This window comes from Achromobacter sp. 1012554356 (assembly GCF_059760815.1).
In genome coordinates this window covers 22,247-36,003 of the sequence record NZ_JCBANC010000007.1, presented here as the reverse complement: position 1 = coordinate 36,003, position 13,757 = coordinate 22,247, and the positions used below count along the sequence as shown (strand labels likewise).

The 13,757-nt window shown below is 66.4% G+C and carries 15 protein-coding genes; 13 read left to right on the top strand and 2 right to left on the bottom strand.

The window, feature by feature from the left end:
- The first annotated feature begins 36 nt into the window (after positions 1-36).
- From AC6LJW_RS04920 to AC6LJW_RS04910, 3 genes are read left to right on the top strand one after another with little or no spacing between them, the layout of a single operon-like run.
- Positions 37-1,008 carry a Bug family tripartite tricarboxylate transporter substrate binding protein gene (locus AC6LJW_RS04920; protein ID WP_056570268.1) on the top strand — a complete coding sequence of 324 codons (972 nt, stop codon included), beginning with the start codon at positions 37-39 and terminating at the stop codon, positions 1,006-1,008.
- Positions 1,005-2,246, top strand: a complete 1,242-nt coding sequence (locus AC6LJW_RS04915; RefSeq protein ID WP_498086646.1) for a CaiB/BaiF CoA transferase family protein — start codon at positions 1,005-1,007, stop codon at positions 2,244-2,246. The genes AC6LJW_RS04920 and AC6LJW_RS04915 overlap by 4 nt, the downstream gene beginning before the upstream one ends.
- Positions 2,236-3,402, top strand: a complete 1,167-nt coding sequence (locus AC6LJW_RS04910; RefSeq protein WP_056570264.1) for an acyl-CoA dehydrogenase family protein — start codon at positions 2,236-2,238, stop codon at positions 3,400-3,402. The genes AC6LJW_RS04915 and AC6LJW_RS04910 overlap by 11 nt, the downstream gene beginning before the upstream one ends.
- A 28-nt stretch (positions 3,403-3,430) precedes the next feature.
- Here the strand turns inward: AC6LJW_RS04910 and AC6LJW_RS04905 are convergent, their stop codons facing one another.
- On the bottom strand, positions 3,431-4,168 hold the full coding sequence (locus AC6LJW_RS04905; RefSeq protein WP_056570263.1) for an IclR family transcriptional regulator: 738 nt from the start codon (positions 4,166-4,168) through the stop codon (positions 3,431-3,433).
- A gap of 140 nt (positions 4,169-4,308) precedes the next feature.
- Between AC6LJW_RS04905 and AC6LJW_RS04900 the strand changes: the two genes are divergently transcribed.
- The 7 genes from AC6LJW_RS04900 to AC6LJW_RS04870 all read left to right on the top strand — a co-directional run bounded on the left by AC6LJW_RS04900 (position 4,309) and on the right by AC6LJW_RS04870 (position 9,575).
- Complete coding sequence (locus tag AC6LJW_RS04900) at positions 4,309-4,686, top strand: flagellar protein FlaG (RefSeq protein ID WP_056570262.1); 378 nt, start codon at positions 4,309-4,311, stop codon at positions 4,684-4,686.
- Between the two features lie 142 nt (positions 4,687-4,828).
- Complete coding sequence (gene fliD, locus AC6LJW_RS04895; RefSeq protein ID WP_056570260.1) at positions 4,829-6,214, top strand: flagellar filament capping protein FliD; 1,386 nt, start codon at positions 4,829-4,831, stop codon at positions 6,212-6,214.
- Between the two features lie 20 nt (positions 6,215-6,234).
- Positions 6,235-6,663 carry a flagellar export chaperone FliS gene (gene fliS / locus AC6LJW_RS04890; protein ID WP_056570258.1) on the top strand — a complete coding sequence of 143 codons (429 nt, stop codon included), beginning with the start codon at positions 6,235-6,237 and terminating at the stop codon, positions 6,661-6,663.
- 47 nt (positions 6,664-6,710) lie between these two features.
- Positions 6,711-7,061 carry a flagellar protein FliT gene (locus tag AC6LJW_RS04885; RefSeq protein ID WP_056570256.1) on the top strand — a complete coding sequence of 117 codons (351 nt, stop codon included), beginning with the start codon at positions 6,711-6,713 and terminating at the stop codon, positions 7,059-7,061.
- Positions 7,058-8,431: a flagellar hook-length control protein FliK gene (gene fliK, locus AC6LJW_RS04880; protein WP_056570254.1), complete on the top strand. Its 1,374-nt coding sequence runs from the start codon at positions 7,058-7,060 to the stop codon at positions 8,429-8,431. The genes AC6LJW_RS04885 and fliK overlap by 4 nt, the downstream gene beginning before the upstream one ends.
- Complete coding sequence (locus AC6LJW_RS04875; RefSeq protein WP_056570252.1) at positions 8,431-8,757, top strand: EscU/YscU/HrcU family type III secretion system export apparatus switch protein; 327 nt, start codon at positions 8,431-8,433, stop codon at positions 8,755-8,757. The genes fliK and AC6LJW_RS04875 overlap by 1 nt, the downstream gene beginning before the upstream one ends.
- A gap of 14 nt (positions 8,758-8,771) precedes the next feature.
- On the top strand, positions 8,772-9,575 hold the full coding sequence (locus AC6LJW_RS04870; protein ID WP_056570250.1) for a flagellar brake protein: 804 nt from the start codon (positions 8,772-8,774) through the stop codon (positions 9,573-9,575).
- Between the two features lie 54 nt (positions 9,576-9,629).
- On the opposite strand, the gene fliE is transcribed toward AC6LJW_RS04870, so the two are convergent.
- Positions 9,630-9,962 carry a flagellar hook-basal body complex protein FliE gene (gene fliE, locus AC6LJW_RS04865; protein ID WP_056570247.1) on the bottom strand — a complete coding sequence of 111 codons (333 nt, stop codon included), beginning with the start codon at positions 9,960-9,962 and terminating at the stop codon, positions 9,630-9,632.
- A gap of 332 nt (positions 9,963-10,294) precedes the next feature.
- Between fliE and fliF the strand changes: the two genes are divergently transcribed.
- From fliF to fliH, 3 genes are read left to right on the top strand one after another with little or no spacing between them, the layout of a single operon-like run.
- A complete protein-coding gene (gene fliF, locus AC6LJW_RS04860) occupies positions 10,295-11,974 on the top strand; it encodes a flagellar basal-body MS-ring/collar protein FliF (protein WP_498086644.1) in 1,680 nt (559 codons plus the stop codon).
- Complete coding sequence (gene fliG, locus AC6LJW_RS04855; RefSeq protein WP_056316680.1) at positions 11,964-12,974, top strand: flagellar motor switch protein FliG; 1,011 nt, start codon at positions 11,964-11,966, stop codon at positions 12,972-12,974. Before fliF ends, fliG begins: the two co-directional genes overlap by 11 nt.
- Entirely contained in the window at positions 12,967-13,710 is a 744-nt protein-coding gene (gene fliH / locus AC6LJW_RS04850; protein WP_056570243.1) for a flagellar assembly protein FliH, read from the top strand. The genes fliG and fliH overlap by 8 nt, the downstream gene beginning before the upstream one ends.
- The last annotated feature ends 47 nt before the right edge of the window (positions 13,711-13,757 follow it).

Below are 13,757 nucleotides of genomic sequence, written 5' to 3'. Positions count from 1 at the left end.
CCGCGCCTTATTCCAATAAAGACAGGAGACACACCCATGCAATCCCTACGCCTGCTTGGCGCCGCGCTGGTCAGCGGCGCCGCCATGATGGCGGCTGGCCCCGCCCACGCCGCCGATTACCCCACCAAGCCCATTACCCTTGTGGTGCCCTTCCCGGCAGGATCGGGCACGGACGCCGTGGGCCGGATCTTCGGGGCCGAATTGTCGACCCTCCTTGGCCAGCAGGTCGTGGTGGAGAACAAACCGGGCGCCAATGCCACGATCGCGGCCAACTACGTGGCGCGCGCCAAGCCGGACGGCTACACGCTGTTCGTCACCACCAATACTTCCCATTCGGCCGCCCCCTGGCTGATGAAGAACGTGCCGTATGACCCGGTCAAGGATTTCACCCCGATCGCGCGCGGCGGCAACCTGCCCTTCATCCTGGTCGTGAACCCGAAGCGCCCCTGGAAGACCGTGGGCGACCTGGTGGCCGACGCCAAGAAGAACCCGGGCCGCATCACCTACGCCAGCGGCAACAGCACCGGCATCGTCGCGGGCGCCACGCTGGCCAACCGCGCCAAGATCGACATCCTGCATGTGCCCTATAAAGGCACGCCGCAGAGCCTGACCGACGTGGTGGGCGGACAGGTGGACTTCATGTTCACGGACCTGACCTCTGGCCTGCCGTTCGTGCAGTCGGGCCAACTGCGCGCCCTGGCCGTGTCCACCGCCGAGCGCAGCGCCATCATTCCCGATCTGCCTTCGATGGCGGAAGCGGGGGTGCCCGACTTCGACTTGAACTCCTGGAACGGCTACTTCGGTCCGGCCGGCATGCCGCCCGAGATCGTGGCCAAGCTGAATGGGGCCATCAACCAGATCGTGGCAAAGCCCGACGTGAAGAAGCGCCTGGCGGGACTGGGCTTCGACGCCTTCTCGAGCACGCCCGAGGCCTTCGCCCAGTTTGTTGGTGAACAGCGCGACCTGTGGGGCAAGCTGATCCGTGACGCGGGGATCGAGCAGCAATGATCGACCAGCCCCTGCCCGACACGCCGGTTGCCGGACCGCTGGCCGGCGTGCGCATTCTGGACCTCAGCTCGGTGGTGATGGGGCCGTACGCGACCCAGGTTCTGGCGGACCTGGGCGCGGACGTCATCAAGGTGGAGTCGCCGGCGGGGGACAACATGCGGGCCGTCGGTCCCATGCGCAACCCGGGCATGGGGCACCTCTACCTGCACCTGAACCGCAACAAGCGCTCGATCGTGCTGGACCTGAAGACCCCCGAGGGGCTTGAGGCCTGCCTGAAACTGGCCGAAAGCTGCGACGCCCTGCTCTACAACATCCGCCCCCAGGCGATGGCACGGTTGGGCCTGTCGTACGAAGCGGTGACGGCGCGCAACCCGCGCATCGTCTATGTGGGCGCCTATGGGTTTGGCGAGGCCGGTCCCTACGCCGGCCGCCCCGCCTACGACGACCTGATCCAGGGGCAGACCGGCATTGCCGCGCTGTCCGCGCAGCAAAGCGGCGACGTGCCGCGCTACGCGCCGCTGACGCTGGCGGACCGGGCGGTGGGTCTGCACGTCGGCATTGCGCTGGTGTCCGCGGTGCTGAGCGCCCGCGCGCTCGGGCGCGGGCAGCCGGTGGAGATTCCCATGTTCGAGGGCATGGCGCACCTGGTGCTGGGCGACCACCTGGGCGGCGCGACTTTCGAGCCGCCGATGGGGCCCACCGGGTACGCGCGCCTGCTGGCGCCGCATCGCCGTCCGTACGCCACGTCGGACGGGTACATCTGCCTGCTGATCTACAACGACAAGCACTGGCGCAATTTCTTTGACCTGATCGGGCGGCCCGAGCTGTCACAAGACCCGCGTTTCTGCACCCATGGCGCGCGCGCCGCGCACATCAGCGAGGTCTATGCCTTCGTGGCCGAGGTGATCGCCACCCGCCCCAGCGACGACTGGCTGCGGGAACTGGCTCGCGCCGACATTCCGGCCTCGCAGCTCTACACCATCGACGGCCTGATCCAGGACGAGCACCTGACCGCTACCGGGTTCATCCGGGAAATGGACCACCCCTCGGAAGGCCGCATCCGCACCACCGGGACGCTGGGCCGCTATACCGGCACGCCGACCTCGATTCGGCGTCCCGCCCCGCGGCTGGGCGAGCACAGCCGCGAGGTGCTGGCCGAGGCTGGCTACGGACAGGAACAGATCGACGCCATGCTTGCCCGTGGCATTACCCAGGACGGAAACAACGATGGACTTTGAATTCACCCCCGATCAACTGGCGCTGCGCGACGCGGTTTCCCGCATCTGCGACCGCTATCCCGACGAGTACTGGCTGGAACGGGACCGCGAGGGCGGCTTTCCGGAACCCCTGCACGCCGACCTGGCGCGCGACGGATGGCTGGGCATTGCCATGCCGCAGGAGTACGGCGGCGCGGGCCTGGGCATGACCGAAGCCGCGCTGATGATGCAGACCATCGCGGCGTCGGGCGCCGGCTTCACGGGCGCCTCCGCCGTCCACATGAACATCTTCGGGCTGAATCCGGTGGTGGTGTTCGGCAGCGACGAGCAGCGCGGCCGCTGGCTCGAACCGCTGATTGCCGGCCGCGAGAAGGCCTGCTTTGCGGTCACCGAGCCCGATGCCGGGCTGGACACGACCAAGCTGAGCACCCGCGCCGTGCGCCAGGGCGACGAGTACGTCGTGCACGGCCGCAAGATCTGGATCTCGACGGCGCAGGTGGCCAGCAAGATGCTGCTGCTGGCGCGCACCACCCCGCTATCCGAAGTTGAAAAGCCCACGCAGGGCCTGTCGCTCTTTTATACCGACCTGAACCGCGAAAAGATCGAGGTGCGCGAGATCGAGAAAATGGGCCGCAAGGCCGTGGACTCGAACATGCTGTTCATCGACGGCCTGCGGATTCCGGTGGCCGACCGTATCGGCGAGGAAGGCCGCGGCTTTGAATACATCCTGCACGGCTTGAACCCCGAGCGCATCCTGATCGCCGCCGAAGCCGTGGGGATCGGCCGCGCGGCGCTGGACCGGGCCGTCAAGTATGCCGGCGAACGTACCGTGTTCGGCCGCCCCATCGGCAAGAACCAGGGGATCCAGCATCCGCTCGCCCAGGCCTGGATGCAGCTCGAAGCCGCGGACCTGATGGTGTTCAAGGCGGCCAGCCTGTACGACGCGGGCAAGCCCTGCGGCCCCGCCGCCAATTCGGCCAAGTACCTGGCGGCCGAGGCCGGCTACAACGCCTGCCAGACGGCGGTGATGACGCTGGGCGGCATGGGGTATGCCAAGGAGTACCACGTGGAGCGGCTGCTGCGCGAAAGCTTCATTCCCCGCATCGCGCCGGTCAGCCCGCAGCTCATCATGTGCTTCATCGCCGAAAAGGTGCTGGGCCTGCCCAAGTCGTACTAGACGGAAGCTGGCGGCAGGCAGGCGCGGTTCAGGCCTGCTGCTCCAGCCCCGTGCAGGCAGCCCGCAGTATGCGGGCGTAGGTTTCCTGCTCTGGCTCGATCCGGTAGATCGGGCCGCCAACAGAAATGGCGTAATGTTCACCGGACAGCGTGACCGGCCAAGCAATCGCCCCCACGTCGGCGATGGATTCTCCGCTGTTCATGAACCACCCCCGCTGCCGAGCGGCGTCCAGGTCCGCCAGCAAGGCCTCTCGGGTCACGAGGGTGCGGTCGTTGTAGCGCGTCATGGGAATGTTGGCCAGCAAGGCGTCCCGCGCCGGTTCGTCCAGCAGTGAAAGCAGCGCTTTTCCCAGCGAATTTGCATGAACGTCCTTGAACTCGCCTGCAACGGGCGCGTATCGGATCGTATGCGGCGAATCCAGCACATCCAGATAGACGACGCGGCCGTCCGGCGACAGCTTGGCGAAGACGACGGTTTCTCGCGTGGCGTCCCGCAGTTCAACCAGGCTGGGATAGACCCGGTCCAGGACGGGGTCGGCCCGCGCGATGCGCTGGGCCATGGCGAGCAGGCGGCCGGTGGGGTAATAGCCCTGGCGCCGGCCCGTTTCATACAGATAGCCAAGGCTGGTGAGCGTGCGGATCAGCGCCAGGCAACTGGAGACCGGCACGTCCAGCAGGCGGGCCAGCTCCGACAAGGGCAGCGCGCGTTTCTCGCGGGCGTAGGTTTCGATGATTTCGATCACTCGCAACGCCGTCTTGACACTCATCGCCCGATCCAAACTCTTAGCACGTGAACCATCCATATGCGCGGGGCTAAAGTTCCCTGCGAGGGTGCCGTTATGGTAACTGAGAATTTCCTGAAAACAGCGCGTTCTCCGAGACGCCCCCCCTCGCCGTTGGAGTGATCATGGCCGTAACCCCGTTAGCCCCCGCAGCGTTCGCGTCGTTACCGGTTTCGACCGTTATCGCCACGCCGGACCCGTCCGCCACCGCCACGCCGGCACCGGCCAGCGCCAACAGCAACGCCTCCGGCGGCGCCACGTCCGACCAGGCAAATGCGCAGAAGTTGCCGCTCGACAAAGCCCTGGATGAGATCAATGACCAGATGAAGGCCTGGTCGACACAGCTTCAGTTTGAAATCGACCCGAACGTGCACCAGGTCGTGGTGTCGGTGATCGACGCGGAATCGGGCGATGTCCTGCGCACCATTCCGAGCGAAACGGTGCTGAAGATCGCCAAGATGATCGTGAACATGCAGGGGAACGGTATCAAGACGTCGGCCTGATCCGGCACTTAAAACACCGTTCGCCAAGATTGACGCGCGGCCCGGTGAGAGAACCGCCGAATTAGGCCCGCCTTATGCCTTTACCCGGCCGATAGCCGGGATCACATTTTTGTCAGAATTGCATCGCTAGGAAGGAATTTCAATGGCCACCATCACCAATCTCGGCGCGAACTCAGGCTTGCCCCTGGAGGATATCCTCACGAAGCTGCAAGCAGCCGAGGAAAAGAAGCTGCAGCAGTACACCGTACGGCAGACCAGCTTCGAAACCCGCGTTACGGCATACGGCCAGCTCAAGAGCGCCGTGGAAGCCGTGCAGAAGGCTGCCGCCGCACTGGGCAAGCCCGAGACGCTGGGCGCCGTGAAAGGCAGCGTGACCGGCGGTGACGCCCTGACCGCGACCGTGGCCGCCGAAGGCGCCGTGGCCGGCCAGTACACGATCAACGTGAAGAACGTTGCCACTTCCCAGACGCTGCAATCGGGCGCGGTCGCCGACCGCAAGGCGTCCAACGGCGCCACGGGTTCGTTTGAAATCGAACTGGCCGACGGCACCAAGAAGACCGTCGACCTGAAGGACGACACCTCGCTGAACGGCATCGTCAAGGCGGTCAACGCCGACGACACGCTGGGCGTGCGCGCCACCGTCATCACCGACGGCGACGGCAAAAGCTACCTGATGATGACCGCCAAGGACACCGGCGTGCAGGCCTCGGTCAAGTCCATCACGGTGACGGGCGACCAGTCGCTCAAGGACGTCCTGTCCTACAGCAGCACCGATGCCGCCAATAGCAAAATGACGGCCACCGCCGCCGTCGATGCCGAGATCGACATCAACGGCATCACGATCAAGAGCGGCACGAACAACATTTCCACCGCCATCGACGGCGTCACGCTGAACCTGTCGTCCAAGACGGAAGCGGGCAAGCCGATCACGCTGAAGCTGGAAAGCGATCCCTCGGTGGCCAGCAAGGCCATCCAGAGCTTTGTCACCGCCTACAACACGCTGCAGACGACGATCAAGAACCTGACGGCCTTCGACGCCGCCGCCGCCACCAACCAGCCGCTGACCGGCGACGGCACGACGCGCGCGATCCAGTCGTCGCTTGCCAGCGCGCTGCAGTTCGTGACGGGCGAAGGCACGATGCGTTCGCTGGCCGACCTGGGCATCACGACCAACCCGCAGACGCGCCAGCTCACGCTGGACCAGACCAAGCTGGACAAGGCCCTGGCCACGAACAGCGCCGACGTCGCGCGCATGCTGACCGGCGAGAACGGTCTGGCCGCGAATTTCGACAAGGCCACCAAGGACATCCTGAGCGACACCGGTTCGATCAAGACCAAGACCGACGGTCTGGCCAAGTCGATCGCCAACGTGAAGGACCAGTACACGCGCGCCAAGGCCGCCGGCGAAGCATCGCTGGAACTGATGCGCGCGCAGTTCGTCCAACTGGACAAATTCGTTGCGCAGCAGTCGGTCACGGCCAACTACCTGACCCAGCAATTCGCGGCCATGAACAAGTCGTCGAAGTGATAACCGAGAAGATGCATTAAATGACGTACGCCGCGCGCCGCCCCACAGGCTCATACTCTGTCCGCTCCTACGCCGATATCGGCCTGGAGACCCAAGTGATGAGCGCCACACCGGAAAGGCTGATCACCCTGCTTTACCAGGGAGCGCGCGCGGCAATCGGACAGGCGCGCCTGCACATGCAGGAGGGTCGCGTGGCCGAGCGCGGCACGGCCATCACCAAGGCAATCAAGATCGTCGACGAAGGCCTGAAGATGGGCCTGAACATGGAAGCCGGCGGCGACATCGCCGCCAACCTGAGCCGGCTGTACGACTACATCGTCCGCACGCTGCTCATGGCAAACCTGAAAGCGGACGTCGAGCAGCTCGACATCGCGGACCGCCTGCTGGCGGACCTTTCCGACGCCTGGCAGACTTCCATCGATCGGCCTGCCCCGGACGTAACGCTTTGATGGCCCCTACAACAACTATTGCCAGCCATCGCTCGCCCGAGATTTCTATGACGTCGCTCACCCAGTACTCCGCCATCCTGGAACAGTATCAGGAGATCGCCATATCAACGAGCGAGATGTTGACAGCCGCCCAGGCCGGCGACTGGGACACCGCGCTCGTGCACGGTCAGCTCTATTGTGAGCAGGTCGAGCGCCTGCGCCATGCCGAGCCCGCCAGCCCCCTGGATGAAGCCGGCCGCACCATGAAGTACGACCTGCTCGTGCGCATTCTTGAAAACGACGCGTTGACGCGTGACCTGGCGCTGCCCCAACTGGCACGGCTGGGCGAATTGCTGGGACGCATGAAGCGCCAGCAGACCTTGCTGTCGGCCTACGGCAACCAGGCGTCTGAGCAATGAGCATCGGTCCCGCCGCGCTTGGCAACGTCCTGGTGCAGCGGTTGGACGCCGTGCTGGGCACGACGATGTCCGCCGCGAACGCCAACCAGATTTCGGGCGCGCGGCCCGACGCGGTCAGCCAGCCTGGCAGCCCGGAGAAAGCCGGGCCCTCGGACGGCTCGGCCCGCGATACCCGGCAAGGCATACAAACTGGCGGCGCCCGAGGCGACCGCCAGAATACTGTTGTCGACCCCAAAACCGCCGCCGCGCTAGCGCTGGCCGCCCGGGGCCTGGTCACCAGCAGCGATACCACCGCCTCGGCGCCAACCACGCTGGGCACGACCGCACGCACCATCCTCGCCCTGCTCGCCCAATACCCCGAAGCGGCCCCGGCCGTGCAGGGGCGCGCGCCGCTCTGGAGCGCCGACGCGCAGGGCGGACAGCAACCCGGTGGCGCCGCGCCAGGCGGCCAACCCGCGGCCCAGGCCGGCCAACCCGGCCAGCCCGCGCAGGCGGGTCAGCCTGGACAGCCGGCCGCCGCGACGACGGCCCAGCTTCCGGCGTCGACCACCCTGCCCGCCGCCACCGCCACGCCTTCGGCCACTGCCGCTGCGGATGCCGCGAATGGCAACGCCAAGCCAGGCGCCGCGCATGCGGGGGACCAGGCCGGCGGCGCGAAAGGGACGCAAGCCGCATCGCATGCCTCATTGGCTGCCGGCGGCCCGTCCGCCCGCGCCCTTGGCCAGGCGTTGCGCAATGCCCTGCAGACCAGCGGCCTCTTCTACGAATCGCACCTGACCGACATGGTGTTTGGGCGCAAGAACCCGTCCACCCTGGAAAACGAGCCCCAAGCCAGGATGTCGCGCGACACCGCCGCGCACGCCAGCACCCAGGCGCGCAGCCGCGGCGAAGCCGCCGGCGCCGGCCGCTCGGGCGCCAGCGCCGATGCGCCCTCGGGCTCTGGCACGTCGTCTTCCACGAACACGCCCGGCACGCCGATCGCCGGCATCCATCAGGATCTGACCGTGCTGGTGCGCCAGCAGCTCGATGTGCTGGCCAATCAGACGCTGAACTGGCAGGGCGAAGCCTGGCCCGGCACGCAGATGGAGTGGGAAGTCGAGCGCGACCCGTACGGCGAGGACCGCGAATCGGCCGTGCCAACCTGGGCCACCCGCGTGAAGCTGGACCTGCCGCGCCTTGGCCTGGTCGACGCCCGCCTGAACCTCGCCGGCGACCAGATCGTGCTGCAGCTGATTGCGCCGCACAGCGCGGCCGAAATCAACGATTCCTCGGACATGCTACGCTCGCGCCTCCTGGCCGCCGGCCTGACCCTGAGCAATCTGACGGTCAACGTGGTTGAACCCCGTCCCGTCATCCCGACCGATTTCTGATGAACACCCCCTCCTCCCCCGCGGACACCGGCCCGAACGCCAACCGCAACGCGGCGGTCGCCATCTCGTATGACGAAAGCGACGGCGCGCCGCGCGTGGTCGCCAAGGGTTATGGCCAGCTGGCGGACACGATTGTCCGGGCGGCCGAGGAAAACGGGCTGTACGTGCACGAATCCCGCGAGCTCGTGGGCCTGCTGATGCAGGTCGACCTGGACGCACATATCCCCCCCCAACTCTATGTCGCGGTGGCAGAATTGCTCGCCTGGCTGTACCGCCTGGAATCGCGCGACATCCCCCAGGCCGCGCGGCCCGAAATCTCTACCTAAGGACGATCACCGTGTTGGATGCTGCCGATCCGGAATTCCTGCTGACCCGGCCGGAAGACATGCGCTCCGCGCTCTTCGAGCTGACGCACCCCGACAGCCACATCCTGGTGCGCGATGCCGCGGACCGGGAGATCGCCGTGCTGATCCTGGGCGCCGACAAGCAGACCCGCCAATTTTTCTGGCGGCCGCGCGACTACGACGGCGCGGATTTTGAACAGTCCGACAGCATGGGCCTGCTGAGCGGCACGACCTTCCACTTCAATGCCACCGCCTATGGCGGCGTGCAGATCCGCTTTCGCGTCCAGCGACCGGAAATCATTCATTTCGATGACGGCAGTGCGGCGTTGATGTCGCCCTTCCCCGATCGGCTTGCCCGCATCCAGCGCCGCAAGATGTTCCGCGCCTCGATGATCTCCAGCGCCAACCGCTGCATGGCCACCTGGCAACCGGCAGCGCCGGAAAAGCCGATGGGCTTCACCGTGCGCGACATTTCGGTGGACGGGGTGGGCTTGCGCGTGGGCCTGGCGGTGGGCGAGCTGCCCCAGCGCGGCGCGGTGATGGAAGACGTGGAGCTGGATTTCGGCGAGCTTGGCAAGCTGAGCGCCGACCTGGAAGTGCGCAACATCTACCCGGTGTCGGGCCAGCCGATGGCCTCGGCCGACAGCAGCACCGATGGCGAAGCGCCCAAGCACGTGTCGCTGACGGGCGAACCGCCGGTCAGCCACGTGGGCGCGCTGTTCATGAACCTGAACGCCCGCCAGGAGAACTGGCTGCAGCAGGTGGTGTGGCGTCTGGAAAAAGGCGCGCAGCGCAACTGAACGTGAAACGCAAAAGGCCTTCCCGCGGGAAGGCCTTTTACCAAGCCGCGGGCCTTAAACGGCCATCGACGAGATTTCCTTGTAGGCCGCAACCAGCTTGTTGCGCACCTGGACCGCCGTCTGGAAGCCGAGACTGGCCTTCTGAAGGTCGATCATGACGTCGTTGAGCGAGATATCGGGCGCTCCCAGTTCGAACGCCTTGGCCTGATTGCTGGCGGCGTTCTGCGCGGCGGTCACGCGTCGAATGGAACGTTGCAGTTCCGCGGCAAAACCGTCGGGCTGCGCAACGGCGTCGCCGGCGCCCAGATTACCGGTCTCCGCCTTGCTCACGACCGAGCGCATCTGCTGGAGCATGCCTTCGATGCCGGACAAGCCTGATACAGCCATTACCTATTCCTTGCTGGTGGGTGGATTACGCCAAAGTGCACACGCAGCGTAACGCCGATCGGGCCGGCCCATAGCCGACAAGAACCGCCAAAAAACCCGACATTTCAACGAATGCCGACATCCCTGGCCGGGGATGCGGCCCCGCTTTGCGTCTTGCCGCCGACATAGGGATTAAGTAACGCCAAAAAACGGCTGTTTTCATCGATTGGGATCGCTGTCTCAGGGGCAATAATCCACGCTCTCCCCAGACCAGAAGCACGTTGCATGTGTAATCGGCCCTACCCAGACATGAAGTCATTTTCCCTGCTCCGCGAAGCCAGCGGGAGCCGTCAATGAATCAGCAGGCTACCCTGAGCTCGTCGCTTCTGGCCAAGTTCCCCGTGCTGGAACGGGTCCGCGCGCTTCCCAAGCCCGTCCTGATCGGCGCCGCCGCCGCCCTTGTCGCGGTGATCGTCGCCGTGGCCATGTGGAGCAGCGAACCGAAATACAAGGTTCTGTTCTCGAACCTGGACGACCGCGATGGCGGCGCCATCGTGACCGCCCTGGGCACGATGAACGTTCCCTACCGCTACAACGAAAACGGCACCGCGCTGCTCGTGCCCGCCGACCGCGTCTATGACGCCCGGCTGCAGCTTGCGTCGCAAGGCCTGCCGCGCGGCGGTTCCGTCGGCTTCGAGCTGATGGACAACGCCCGCTTCGGCGCCAGCCAGTTTGCCGAGCAGATCAACTACCAGCGCGGTCTGGAGGGTGAGCTGGCCCGTTCGATAGAAGCAATGCACACCGTGCAGCACGCCCGCGTCCACCTGGCCATGCCGCGCCAGTCGCTGTTCGTGCGTGAGCGCCAGGCGCCCACCGCCTCCGTGCTGCTGAACCTGTATCCGGGCCGCAGCCTGAGCGACGCGCAGGTGTCCGCGATTTCCTGGCTGGTGGCTTCCAGCGTGCCGGAACTGACCGCCGAAAGCGTGTCCATCGTCGACCAGAACGGCCGGCTGCTGTCCTCCCCGCTGGGCGAAGGCCGCGGCATGGACGCCGACCAGCTTCGCTTCGTGCGCGAGATCGAGCAGCGCACCGTCGAGCGCATCCTCACCATCCTGAATCCCCTGGTCGGCCCCGGCAACGTGCACGCCCAGGCCACTGCGGACGTCGATTTCTCGCGCCGCGAAGAAACGTCCGAGGTCTACCGTCCCAACCAGGAACCTGGCCAGGCCGCCGTGCGCAGCCAGCAGACCAGCGATTCCACGCAGCGCGGCGTCGGCCCCGCCCAGGGCGTGCCCGGCGCGCTGTCGAACCAGGCGCCCGCCGACGCGCAGGCGCCGATCACCAATCCGCCGCAGCAACAGCCGCCCCGCCCCGGCCAGCCGCCGCAGCCCAACGCGCAGCAGCAGCAACAACAACAGCAGCAGCAGACCGGCACCCAGGCCCCCGCGGCCAACCTGAACGAACGCCGCGACGCGACGACGAACTACGAAGTCGACCGCACCATCAGCCACATCAAGCAGCCGACGGGCAACCTCAAACGCATGTCGGTGGCCGTGGTCGTGAACTACGTGCGCGACAAGGACGGCGAACTGCAGGCCCTGCCGCCCGAAGAACTGAACAAGCTCACCAACCTGGTGCGCGAAGCCATGGGCTATTCCGAAGGCCGAGGCGACTCGCTCAACCTGGTCAACAGCCAGTTCAACGATGGCCCGCCGCCGTTGCCGATGTGGCGCGATCCGGAAATGATCTCGCTGTTCAAGACGATCCTGGCCTGGCTGATTGGTGGCGTCCTGGCACTGTGGCTGTATCGCAAGCTGCGCCGCTCGGTGACCGAGTACCTGTACCCGCCGGTGGATCCGGAAGTGGCCGAAGCCGAGCGCGTCGAAGCCGCCCGCGAAGCCCAGGATCTGGCCCGCGCCAAGGAAACCGACCGCTACCAGGACAACCTGGAGCGCGCACGCACCATGGCCAACAAGGATCCGCGCGCCGTCGCGATGGTCCTGCGCACCTGGATGACCAAAGATGAAAAATGATTCCCTGCCAATGGACGGCATGACGCGCAGCGCCGTCCTGATGATGTCGCTGGGCGAAGACGCCGCGGCGGAAGTGTTCAAGTACCTGAGCGCCCGTGAAGTGCAGCAGGTCGGCGCCGCGATGGCGAGCTTAAAGCAGGTCACGCGCAACGACGTCGCCGTCGTGCTGGAGGAGTTCCGCCAGGAAGCCGACCAATTCATGGCCGTGACGCTGGGCTCGGACGACTACATCCGCAGCGTACTGACCAAGGCGCTGGGCAGCGATCGCGCGGCTGGCCTGATCGAAGACATTCTGGAAGCCGGCGACGGCGGCAGCGGCATCGACGCGCTGAACTGGCTGGACCCGAACACCGTGGCCGAGCTGATCGGCGATGAGCACCCGCAGATCATCGCCACCATCCTGGTTCATCTGGAGCGCGACCGCGCGGCCGGCGTGCTGGCCCTGCTGACGGACCGCCTGCGCAACGACGTGATGCTGCGTATCGCCACGTTCGGCGGCGTGCAGCCGGCGGCGTTGTCGGAGCTGACCGAAGTGCTGAACTCCGTGCTGGCTGGCCAGGGCGCCAAGCGCAGCAAGATGGGCGGCGTGCGCACCGCGGCCGAGATCCTGAACATGATGAACTCGACGCAGGAAGAGACCGTGGTCGCCAGCCTGCGCGAACGCGACAACGACCTGGCGCAGAAGATCATCGACGAGATGTTCGTCTTCGACAACCTGCTCGACGTCGAGGACCGCGCCATCCAGCTCATCCTCAAGGAAATCGACAACGACACGCTCATGGTCGCGCTCAAGGGCGCCCAGGAAGAGCTGCGCGCCAAGTTCCTGCGCAACATGTCCAGCCGTGCGGCCGAAATGCTGCGCGAGGACCTGGAAGCCCAGGGCCCGATCCGCATGTCGAAGGTCGAAACCGAACAGAAGAAGATCCTGCAGATCGCCCGCCGCCTGGCGGAAAGCGGCCAGATCGTGCTGGGCAATTCCGGAGACGACGCGTATGTCTGACGCGGACAACGGCGCGGCGACGCTCATCTCGCGCAGCGCCGCCTGGCGTCGCTGGCAGATGCTGTCGTTCGACGAGCCGGCGCCCGTCGAAGTCGAACCCGAGCCCGAACCCGATCCGGGTCCCGATCCCGCCGTGGTCATGGCGCAGTTGCGCGCCCAGGCCATCGCGGAAGGACACGAGGAAGGATTGGCGCGCGGCCACGCCGCGGGCCAGGAAGCCGGCCAGCAGGCAGGCTACGAGGCCGGCCTTGCCGCCGGCCGCGAAGCCGGTCATGCGGAAGGCCTGGCCCAGGGCCGCGAACAGGGCGCCGCCGAGGCGCAACGCCTGCACACGCTGGTCGAAGCCTGCGCCGTGTCGATCGGCGCGCTGGAAGAAAAGATGGGCCAGAGCCTGCTGACGCTGGCACTGGACATTGCCCAGCAAGTGGTTCGCACCACCCTTGCCGAACAGCCCGAGACGGTCGTGAACGCGGTTCGCGACGTCCTGCACATCAATCCGACCGCTGGCGGCCAGATGCGCCTGTGGGCGAACCCGGACGATATCGAGCTGATCCGCCTGCACCTGGCCGACGAACTGAAGGAAGGCCATTGGCGCGTGCTGGCCGATGAATCCATTCTGCGCGGCGGCTGCCGCGCCGAGACGCCTTTCGGCGACATCGACGCCACCTTGCAGACCCGCTGGCGCCGCGTGGCCGCCTCGCTCGGCCGCAACGCAACTTGGGAGGAGCCGGTGTGAACGGCAATCCGGCCTCCGAGCAATCCGGCCAGGCGCCCCTTGCGGGC

Excerpts from the sequence above, each read along its gene's own strand:
- AC6LJW_RS04905 (WP_056570263.1), bottom strand. The coding sequence starts at position 4,168 with ATGAGTGTCAAGACGGCGTTGCGAGTGATCGAAATCATCGAAACCTAC.
- fliE (WP_056570247.1), bottom strand. The coding sequence starts at position 9,962 with ATGGCTGTATCAGGCTTGTCCGGCATCGAAGGCATGCTCCAGCAGATG.
- AC6LJW_RS04885 (WP_056570256.1), top strand. The coding sequence starts at position 6,711 with ATGACGTCGCTCACCCAGTACTCCGCCATCCTGGAACAGTATCAGGAG.
- fliK (WP_056570254.1), top strand. The coding sequence starts at position 7,058 with ATGAGCATCGGTCCCGCCGCGCTTGGCAACGTCCTGGTGCAGCGGTTG.
- fliF (WP_498086644.1), top strand. The coding sequence starts at position 10,295 with ATGAATCAGCAGGCTACCCTGAGCTCGTCGCTTCTGGCCAAGTTCCCC.
- fliH (WP_056570243.1), top strand. The coding sequence starts at position 12,967 with ATGTCTGACGCGGACAACGGCGCGGCGACGCTCATCTCGCGCAGCGCC.
- AC6LJW_RS04910 (WP_056570264.1), top strand. The coding sequence starts at position 2,236 with ATGGACTTTGAATTCACCCCCGATCAACTGGCGCTGCGCGACGCGGTT.
- AC6LJW_RS04920 (WP_056570268.1), top strand. The coding sequence starts at position 37 with ATGCAATCCCTACGCCTGCTTGGCGCCGCGCTGGTCAGCGGCGCCGCC.
- AC6LJW_RS04900 (WP_056570262.1), top strand. The coding sequence starts at position 4,309 with ATGGCCGTAACCCCGTTAGCCCCCGCAGCGTTCGCGTCGTTACCGGTT.
- fliG (WP_056316680.1), top strand. The coding sequence starts at position 11,964 with ATGAAAAATGATTCCCTGCCAATGGACGGCATGACGCGCAGCGCCGTC.
- fliS (WP_056570258.1), top strand. The coding sequence starts at position 6,235 with ATGACGTACGCCGCGCGCCGCCCCACAGGCTCATACTCTGTCCGCTCC.
- AC6LJW_RS04915 (WP_498086646.1), top strand. The coding sequence starts at position 1,005 with ATGATCGACCAGCCCCTGCCCGACACGCCGGTTGCCGGACCGCTGGCC.
- AC6LJW_RS04875 (WP_056570252.1), top strand. The coding sequence starts at position 8,431 with ATGAACACCCCCTCCTCCCCCGCGGACACCGGCCCGAACGCCAACCGC.
- fliD (WP_056570260.1), top strand. The coding sequence starts at position 4,829 with ATGGCCACCATCACCAATCTCGGCGCGAACTCAGGCTTGCCCCTGGAG.